This window comes from Flavisphingomonas formosensis (assembly GCF_009755815.1).
Classification (GTDB): domain Bacteria; phylum Pseudomonadota; class Alphaproteobacteria; order Sphingomonadales; family Sphingomonadaceae; genus Flavisphingomonas; species Flavisphingomonas formosensis.
Genome location: NZ_WRPK01000030.1, coordinates 1 through 2297, shown reverse-complemented (window position 1 = coordinate 2297; position 2297 = coordinate 1). Strand labels below are relative to the sequence as shown.

Annotated in this window: 2 protein-coding genes; both read right to left on the bottom strand. The window is 60.7% G+C overall.

Annotation, left to right across the window (positions count from 1 at the left end):
- Window position 1 precedes the first annotated feature (1 nt).
- The gene (locus tag GQY20_RS31840) at window positions 2-754 is read right to left on the bottom strand and encodes an abortive infection family protein (RefSeq protein ID WP_157221199.1); all 753 of its coding nucleotides are present in this window, start codon (window positions 752-754) and stop codon (window positions 2-4) included.
- 307 nt (window positions 755-1061) lie between these two features.
- Window positions 1062-1946: a hypothetical protein gene (locus tag GQY20_RS31835; protein ID WP_198351347.1), complete on the bottom strand. Its 885-nt coding sequence runs from the start codon at window positions 1944-1946 to the stop codon at window positions 1062-1064.
- Window positions 1947-2297: the final 351 nt, after the last annotated feature.

Sequence of the window (2297 nt, the reverse complement as noted above, 5' to 3'; positions counted from 1 at the left end):
GCTACGCCTCTTTGCCGTGTCGGATGAGCCAAGCGGCGAGGATCAGCCCGCTTGATGCGACAAGGCTGGCGTCATCAGCGCTAATCAGCTCTTCTTCACCAACCACCTTTCCATGGCCCGTTCCTGCTGCATTCCGGAGCTCGTTCGCTGTGTCGATCATGGTGCGGGCACTACTCGCGATTTTCCGTATCGCTCGCTCGCGCTTCGTCGTCGGCGGCGTCGTTCCAACCAGGCCGAGCTCGGTTAAACACCGGGTCGCGAGGTCGGGAAAAGCCAGCGCTTCCACGTTCTTGAAGCCACGACGCTGTAAGATCGTACGCATTGTTGCTTCAAGCAGATCTTTGGTGGTCCCAATCGCCAGTTGAGGGTCGGCGGGGAGGGCTGCGCGGAGACGCGAGGCGTACTGACTAAGATCGATAACATCGTTGACGTCCTGGACCTCGGCGAGTCCGTGTCCTAACGCCTCAAGCAATGGATCTTGTTGACCTTTCCAGAGGTCCAAGAAAGCCGGGTCGTTCTGCTTGAACCAGCGCTGCACAGTCGGTCTCTCGAAAAGATCGAGGACAGCGTCATCATTTTTCTGATCCACTACGTACGAAATTAGCCTTAAGATATTGCCTTCGGCGTCAGCATCTCCCCACTCAATGCTCCGAAAGAACCTGTACTGATGCTCGGCCCATGCTTCCAGTTGATGGAGGACTACGAACTTCTGCCATTCGCTGACGTCTAGGCGAGCAGCTGTTGCCTCAGCCAATTTGACGCGAAGTCGAGCTATGAGCCCATCGTCATCACGTACGTGGCTTGGAACACGTCGGCTTGCTGGCATTCGTGCACTCCCATGGAACCCGCTCCAGTGCCAGTTACACGCACGCAGGATCTCAGCCAACGGCGCTACCGCCAGCCTCGGTCGGCTTCGGCTGCCAACATGAAATGCACGGCTGAAGTTCGGGAGCCGGAAACAGGCCGCGAATGGCCGGGTAGCTGCGATGCCGTTGCACTGGCACAACCTTACAATGAGATTGGCCGCTAGGTGACGCCGCCGCTGTTGGGGGTCTTAATGTTCATCGCGCTCGTAGAAACTCGAGCCGCTGCTGTAATTCGTCCGACAGCCCGCGCCGCCCTTCCCGGTTCGGCAGATACCGGACGTGCCGGATGTGCCGGATGTCGAATGGGATGTCGGCTTCAGATTGGGTGATCGGGATGACCTCACGGCCGAGCGTGTGGGCGATCCCCATCTCATAGAAGACGTTCGCGTTCCGGCCGGTGCAGTCGCAAATCACAACACTGGACCGGTCGATCAAGGACACGACGTCGGCAATCACCTCGGCGCGTTCCCAGATCTCGTCAGCACGCTGACATCGGTATCCGGCGGCCTCCGCCGCCCGGCGGATCGCGCTATAGGTCGAGTTGAAGCCCGCGTCGAAGGGCATCATCACCGACACAAGGTCGGGATCGATCCTTTCGACCTCGTCCAGCGTGAACACCTGTGGCCGCTGCCGCGCCTGCGTTCTTAGCCGGAGCAGGGCCTGGAACAGGTCCACGTCCTTGATCGCCCAATGGTTGCGCGAGAACTCCCAAGCGTCGTCTATGCCGAACTCCTCGCGCACCGCATAGATGTCGCAGTTGCGGATCGGGGGGATGCGGTCGTCGAGACGGTACTCAAGCGTCGCTTGGCCGCCACGGATGCGCGCGGTTACAAGCTCGCCGACACGTGCCAGCTGATCCCCGGTACCCTCAACCATGAAGAGGCAGGGAAGAGAGCGCAGCCGTTCGAAGTCAGGCTCGTCGTCAGGCTTGAACTGCCGGACTAGCTGGCGCTCGGTGCTCTCGAAGATCCGGTCCGCGCCGAGGACGTCTCGTCGGTCGCCCCATGCTCCCGATCTGACGATTAAGTTGTACATGCGAGGACTATAGCGGGCGTCGTCGCCCAGCGCCACGTCGCGCAATCGGGACCACCACCGTGCAGCCTCGCATTGATGCGGAACGTAGCAATTGGCACGGCAGCGACGTCTGGAGCTGAGCAGTGCAGGCGTGACTGGACGGCGGACTTGTGGTGGCATCAACATGCCGCGACTGATCGTCGCTATGACGCCGCTTTATCAACAGGGTCCAATGTGATGCCCCGTAACAAACCGCTCGATGGCCGGATTAGCTTCGCCCAGCGCGAGCGTGCGCGGCGTGGACAGCGCGCGGTCGCCTGCGACGTGTCGGCTCGCCGGAGAGGCAGATTATATCAGATGAACGAGCGGCAGGTTTTCGGCAGGGGGATAGCGCGCGTGAATGGCCGGGATTGGGTC